Source organism: Streptomyces sp. NPDC037126, assembly GCF_055605965.1.
On record NZ_JBVJTD010000027.1, the window covers coordinates 87257 to 94635 of the forward strand.

The window sequence follows — 7379 nt, forward strand, 5'->3', positions numbered from 1 at the left end:
ATCAAGATGGTCCTGGCGATGCGCCACGGCGTCCTGCCGCGAACCCTGCACCTGGACGCCCCGTCCTCGCACGTCGACTGGACGGCCGGCGCGGTCGAACTCCTCACCGAGGACACGGCCTGGCCGCACACCGACCGGCCGCGCCGGGCCGGCGTCTCGGCCTTCGGGGCCAGCGGCACCAACGCCCACGTGATCCTCGAACAAGCCCCCGACCACCCGGACACCGACGACCGTGCGAGGGCCGAGGGCGGCCCCGTACCCGTCCCGCTGTCCGCGATCACCCCCGACGCCCTGCGGGCCCAGGCCATGCGCCTGCTCGCCCACCTGGCCGGGCGACCGGACACCGCCGTCACCGACGTGGCGTACTCGCTCGCCACCACCCGGTCCGCCTTCGACCACCGGGCCACCCTCCTCGCCGCCGGCCGGGACGAGCTGCTCCAGGGCCTCACCGCCCTCGCCGACGGCCTGAGCACGCCCCAGCTGTTCCGCGGCCGGGCCGCGGCCCGGAGCCGCAGGACCGCGTTCCTCTTCCCGGGGCAGGGCGCCCAGCGCCCGGGCGCGGGCCGGGAACTGTACGCCCGCCACCCGGCGTTCGCCGAAGCCCTGGACCAGGTGACCGCCTGCTTCGACACGCTGCTCGACCGCCCGCTGCGCGACCTCCTGTTCGCCGCACCCGGCACGGCCGAGGCCGCACTGCTCGACGACACCTGCTACACGCAGCCGGCCCTCTTCGCGACCGGCGTGGCGCTGTACCGGCTCGTCGAGTCCTGGGGCATCAGGCCCGACTTCGTCGCCGGACACTCGATCGGCGAGATCGCCGCCGCCCACGTGGCGGGGGTGTTCCCGCTGGAAGACGCCTGCACCCTGGTGGCCGCCCGGGCCCGGCTGATGGCCGCCCTCCCCGCCTCGGGCGCGATGGCCGCCGTCCAGGCCACGGAGGACGAGGTACGAGCCCGCCTCACCGACCGCGTCTGCGTCGCCGCGGTCAACGGCCCCCGGGCCGTGGTGATCTCCGGCGACACCGGGGAAGTCCTGCGCATCGCCCGGGACTTCGAGGCCGACGGCCGCAAGACTAGGCGTTTGCGGGTCAGCCATGCATTTCACTCCGTGCACATGGACGACATGCTCGACGACTTCGCACGAGTGGCCCGGGGCATCGGCTACACCGCCCCGCGCCTGCCCGTCGTGTCGAACGTGACCGGCGACCTCGCCGGCACCGGGCAGCTCTGCACGGCCGACTACTGGGTACGGCACGTCCGGGAGACCGTCCGCTTCGGCGACGGCGTACGCGCCCTCGCCGACCAGGGCGTGGCCCGGTTCCTCGAACTCGGCCCCGACGCCGTACTCGCCCCGATGGCCCTGGACGGCCTCGAAGGCGCCGACCTCGACCAGGACGTCGTCGCCGTACCGGCCCTGCGCCGCGACCGGGACGAGGAACGCTCGCTGCTCACCGCGCTCGCCCGGCTGGGCACCGACGGGCTCGCCCCGAACTGGCCCGCCGTCTTCGCCGGCACGGGCGCCCGCCGGGTGGACCTGCCGACCTACGCCTTCCAGCGCGAACGGTACTGGCCGGACACCCTCCCCGCCCGCCGGGAGACCAGCGGGGACGACGCGTTCTGGACCGCCGTACGCACCTCGTCCATCGACACACTGGCCGAGAGTCTCGACGTCGACAGCGACGCCCTGTCCAAGGTGCTGCCCGCACTGGACGACTGGCGCCGCCGCCGGGAGGAGACGTCCACCGTGGACGGCTGGCGCCAGCGGATCGGCTGGAAACCGCTGACCGGACTCCGCACCGGCGCCCCCGGAGGCACCTGGCTCGCCGTCGTACCGGCCGGACACGGCGACGCCCCCTGGACGACCGCCCTCCTCGGCGCCCTCGGGCCGGACACCGTCCGCATGGAGCTGGACCCCGGCACCGACCGGGAGCGCCTCGCCAAGCGACTGCGCCAGCAGGCCGAACTGAGCGCGCCCACCGCCGAGTTCAACGGCGTGATCTCCCTGCTCGCCCTCCACGAGACCGACGAGGACGACGACCGGGACGCGCCGGCGGGCATGGCGCTCACCACGGCGCTCGTCCAGGCCCTCGGCGACGCGGGCATCGCCGCACCCCTGTGGTGCGTCACCCGCGGAGCGGTGGCCGCGACACCGGACGAGCCCGTGCCCGCGCCCCTCCAGGCGGCCGTCTGGGGCCTCGGCCGCGTCGCCGCGCTGGAGTACCCCGGCCGCTGGGGCGGACTGATCGACCTCCCGCCCGTCCTCGACGCGCCGGCCGCGACCCGGTTCGCCGGCTTCCTGTCCCACCCCGACGGCGAGGACCAGGTCGCGGTCCGCGCCACGGCGGTCCTCGGCCGCCGGCTCCTGCCCGTACCCGCGGACAGCACCCCGGACCGCACGTGGGACCCGGCGGGCACCGTGCTGATCACCGGCGGCACCGGAGCCCTCGGCGCCCGCGTGGCACGCCGCCTGGCCGCAGCCGGCGCCCGCCACCTGGTCCTGGTCAGCCGCAGCGGCACGGACGCGCCGGGCGCCACCGAACTCGCCGCCGAACTGCGCGACTCGGGAGCCGAGGTCACCGTCGCCGCCTGCGACGCGGCCGACCACGACGCCCTGGCAGCCGTCCTCGCCGCGATCCCCGCCCAGGCACCGCTCACCGCCGTCATCCACGCGGCCGGAGTCCTGGACGACGGCGTGATCGACGGGCTGACGCCCGAGCGCTGCGCCCCCGTGTTCCGCGCCAAGGTCACCGCCGCGCTCAACCTCGACCGGCTCACCCGTCGACCGGGCCTCGACCTCGCGGTGTTCGCCCTGTTCTCGTCCGCGTCCGCGGCCGTGGGCAACCCCGGACAGGGCGGCTACGCCGCCGCCAACGCCGTCCTCGACGCCCTCGCCGAACAGCGCAGGGCCGACGGACTCCCCGCCACCTCCATCGCCTGGGGCGCCTGGGGCGGCGACGGCATGGCCACCGGCGACCGGGCCGCGGCGGCGGCACAGCGCACCGGCGTACGACCGCTCGACCCGGACCTGGCCGTCCTGGCACTGCGCCGCACGGTCATGGACCCCGTCCCGACACCCGTCGTCTCCGACGTCGACCCGGGCCAGTTCGTCCGCGCCTTCACCGCGGTACGGCCCAGCAGGCTGCTGGCCGAACTGCCCGTGCCCGAGGCCCCGGACGCCCCCGGTGCCGGCACCGCCGCCACACCCCTGCGCGAGGAACTGGCCGGGCTGTCCGGGGCCCGCCGGCGGACCGCCGTACTCGACCTCGTCCGCGGCCAGGCCGCCGACGTACTGGGCCACACCGGCACGGACCTCGTCGGCGCCGACAAGGCCTTCCGCGACCTCGGCTTCGACTCGCTCGCCGCCGTCGAACTGCGCAACCGGCTGAACGCCGCGACCGGGCTCGGCCTCTCGTCGACCCTCGTCTTCGACCACCCGACACCCGCCGAACTGGCCGCGCACATCCTCCGCGAACTCGACCCGGCCACCGTGGGCGACCACGCCGAGGGCCACGACACCCAGGAACGCCTCCGGACGCTGCTGTCGTCCGTGACCCTCGACCAGCTGCGCCGGATCGGCGTGCTGGAACCCCTGCTGAAGCTGGCCGACGAGCGGCGGCACCAGGACGGCCCGGGGGCCGCGCCCGACGGGTACGACGACCAGTCCATCGACGCGATGGACGTCGACGACCTGGTCCAGGCGGCCCTGCAGAACCTTTCCGACGACGCACACGAGCAGCAGGACTGACGGAGCGGACAGACCCATGACCACGGCCCACGACAAGGTTGTTGAAGCTCTGCGGTCCTCGATGAAGGAGACCGAGCGGCTCCGGCGGCAGAACCGGCAGCTGCTCGCCGCGGCCACCGAACCCATCGCCGTCGTGGCCATGGGCTGCCGGTACCCGGGCGGGGTCACCTCGCCCGAGGACCTGTGGAACCTGGTGGCCTCGGGAACCGACGCGATGTCCGGCTACCCCACCGACCGGGGCTGGGACCTCGACGCCCTCAGCGGCGCCGGGGTCGACGAGCGCGGCATGGGCGTCAGCCGGTGCGGCGGCTTCCTCGACTCCGTAGCCGACTTCGACGCGGACTTCTTCGGGATCTCGCCGCGCGAGGCCCTCTCCATGGACCCGCAGCAGCGGCTCCTGCTGGAAACCTCCTGGGAGGCCTTCGAACGGGCCGGGCTCGACCCGGCCCGCCTGCGGGGCACCCGCACCGGCGTGTTCGTCGGCACCAACGGCCAGGACTACGCCTACCTGCTCGTCCGCTCCCTGGACGACGCCACCGGCGACATCGGCACGGGCATCGCGGCCAGCGCCACCTCCGGCCGGCTCTCCTACACCCTCGGCCTGGAGGGCCCCGCGGTCACGGTGGACACCGCCTGCTCCTCCTCGCTGGTGGCCCTCCACTGGGCCGCCCGGTCACTGCGCACGGGCGAGTGCCAACTCGCCCTGGCGGCAGGCGTCAACGTCATGTCGACACCGGGCTCCCTCATGGAGTTCAGCCGCCAGGGCGGTCTGGCCTCGGACGGGCGGTGCAAGGCGTACGCGGACGCGGCCGACGGCACGGGCTGGTCGGAGGGCGTGGGCGTCCTCGTACTGGAACGGCTTTCTGACGCCCGGCGCAACGGGCATCCGGTTTTGGCCCTCGTGCGCGGCTCCGCCGTCAACCAGGACGGCGCGAGCAACGGCTTCACCGCCCCCAACGGTCCCTCCCAGCAGCGCGTCATCCGCCAGGCCCTCGCGAGCGCCGGACTGTCACCCCGCGACGTGGACGCGGTGGAGGGCCACGGCACGGGCACGCCGCTGGGCGACCCGATCGAGGCGCAGGCCCTGCTGGCGACGTACGGCCGGGACCGCGATGGGGGGCGTCCGCTGTGGCTGGGCTCGGTGAAGTCGAACATCGGTCACACGCAGGCCGCCGCCGGTGTCGCCGGTGTGATCAAGATGGTGATGGCGATGCGGCACGGGGTGCTGCCCCGCACCCTGCACGTGGACGAACCCTCCACGCACGTCGACTGGTCGTCCGGTGACGTCCGGCTCCTCACCGAACCGGTGCCCTGGCCGGCATCGGACCACCCCCACCGGGTGGGTGTCTCGTCGTTCGGCATCAGCGGCACGAACGCGCACGTGATCGTGGAGCAGGCGCCCACGATTGTGCCCCCGGGCATCGAGCCGACTGTCGAGCCCGGTGTGGTGCCGTGGGTGGTGTCGGCGAAGTCCGAGGGCGCGCTGGACGCGCAGGTGCAGCGCGTCACGGCGCTGGACGGTGTACGTCCGTTGGACGTGGCCTTCTCCCTGGCGTCCGGGCGTGCGCGGATGGCGCACCGGGCGGTGCTGGTGGAGGGCGCCGAGATCGCGCGGGGTGTGGCGGTCGAGCGGTCGTTGGCCGTGCTGTTCTCGGGGCAGGGGTCGCAGCGGTTGGGTATGGGGCGTGAACTCTATGCGCGGTTCCCGGTGTTCGCGGAGGCGTTCGACGCGGTGTGTGCGGGGCTGGACCCGCACATGGACCGGTCACTGCGTGATGTGGTGTGGGGCGAGGACGAGGAGCTGCTGAACCAGACCGCCTATGCGCAGGCGGGGTTGTTCGCGGTGGAGGTGGCGCTGTTCCGACTGGTCGAATCCCTGGGCGTGCGGCCGGAGTTCGTGGCGGGGCACTCGATCGGCGAGGTCACCGCCGCGCTCGTGGCGGGCGTGTTCTCGCTGGAGGACGCGTGCGCGTTGGTGGCTGCCCGGGGCCGGCTGATGCAGGCGCTGCCCGAGGGCGGCGCGATGCTCGCCGTCGAAGCCGCCGAGGACGAAGTGCGGCCGCTGCTCGCCGAGTTGGTGTCCCTCGCTGCAGTCAACGGGCCGTCGTCCGTGGTGGTTTCCGGCGCCCGGGAGGCCGTCGAGGCGATCCGTGTCCACTTCGAAGGGCTGGGGCGCAGGACGACACCGCTGCGGGTGTCGCACGCTTTTCACTCGCCGTTGATGGAGCCGATACTGGACGACTTCCGTGCGGTGGTCTCCGGCCTGTCCTTCTCGGCCCCGGAGATCCCGCTGGTGTCGAACGTGACGGGTGGGGTGGCGTCCGCCGAGTTGGTGTGCGACCCGGGGTACTGGGTGCGGCACGTGCGTGAGACGGTCCGCTTCGCCGACGGGGTACGGGCGTTGGGCGAGGCCGGGGTCTCGGCCTTCCTGGAGCTCGGCCCCGATGGTGTCCTCACGGCCCTGGCGTCGGTCTGCCTGGACGACACGTCGGTCGCCGTTCCCGCGCTGCGCAAGGATGGTGCCGAGGAAGCCGCGCTGGTCAGCGCTCTCGCACGGACGCACTGCGCGGGCGTCCACGTGGACTGGGCCCGCCTCTTCGACGGTACGGGCGCCCAGCGCGTCGACCTGCCCACCTACCCCTTCCAGCACGAGCGATACTGGCCCGAGCTCACCCCCGCCGTGGGTGACGTGGCCGGCGCCGGACTGATCGCCGCCGAGCATCCGATGCTCGGCGCCGTGGTACCCCTTGCGCAGAGCGAAGGCGTGCTGTTCACCAGCCGCCTCTCCCTGCTCACCCAGCCATGGCTCGCTGACGACATCGCGGACGGGCGGGTCCTCTTCCCTTCCACCGCGTTCCTCGAACTGGCCGTCCGCGTCGGTGACCACGTCGGTTGCGACCACGTCGAGAACCTGACCATGGCGGCTCCGCTCGTCATCGCCGAGGGCGGCGGTGCCGTGCTCCAGGTCCGCGTGGGCGACCCCGACGACGAGGGCGCACGTAGCGTGCACTTCTTCGCCCGTACGGACGCCGGCCCGGACGAGCCGTGGACCGAGCACGCGACGGGCCGGCTCGTCCCCGGCAAGGACGTCCCCTTCGCCGAGAACGACGTCGCCGACGAGGACTTCGCGCTCTCCGGTGACAAGGCCCGGAACGCGGCCCGCTTCGGTCTCCACCCGGCTCTGCTGAGCGAAGTGATGAGCGCAGCGGCCGGCGACGACGACCTCGTACCGATGTCATGGAGCGGGGTGACCCTCCACGCCTCCGGCGCGGCAGCGGTCAGTGCCCACATCGGACGCACGGACGGCGAAGCGGCCTCGATCACCCTGGTCGACTCCGAAGGCGCGCCGGTGCTGTCCGTGGACGCGGTGACCTTCGGCCCCAGGCCGACGACGGTGGGCGGCCCCACCGTTGAAGGGCTGCGCGAATCGCTGTTGCGGTTGGAGTGGGTGCCGGTCTCGGGTGGTGGTGTGCGGTCGGCTGCTGATGTCGCGGCGTCGGTGGTGGTGCCGTTGGAGGCGTCGGATGCGACTCCTGCCACGGTGCATGAGGTGTCGGTTCGTGTTTTGGGTCTGGTGCGGGAGTGGTTGGCGGGGGAGCGGCCGGTTGGTGCGCGGTTGGTGTTCGTGACGCGTG

Annotated in this window: 2 protein-coding genes (1 of these 2 cut by a window edge); both read left to right on the top strand. The window is 73.7% G+C overall.

Going from position 1 to position 7379, the window contains the following annotated elements:
* Positions 1-3744: the 3' portion of a type I polyketide synthase gene (locus ACZ7FF_RS38145; protein WP_470818440.1), read on the top strand. It extends 24633 nt beyond the left edge of the window; 3744 of the gene's 28377 nt are visible here — the last part of the coding sequence; the start codon falls outside the window, past its left edge; the stop codon is at positions 3742-3744.
* 16 nt (positions 3745-3760) lie between these two features.
* A partial coding sequence (locus ACZ7FF_RS38150) for a type I polyketide synthase (RefSeq protein ID WP_470818441.1) occupies positions 3761-7379 on the top strand: 3619 nt, incomplete at its 3' end.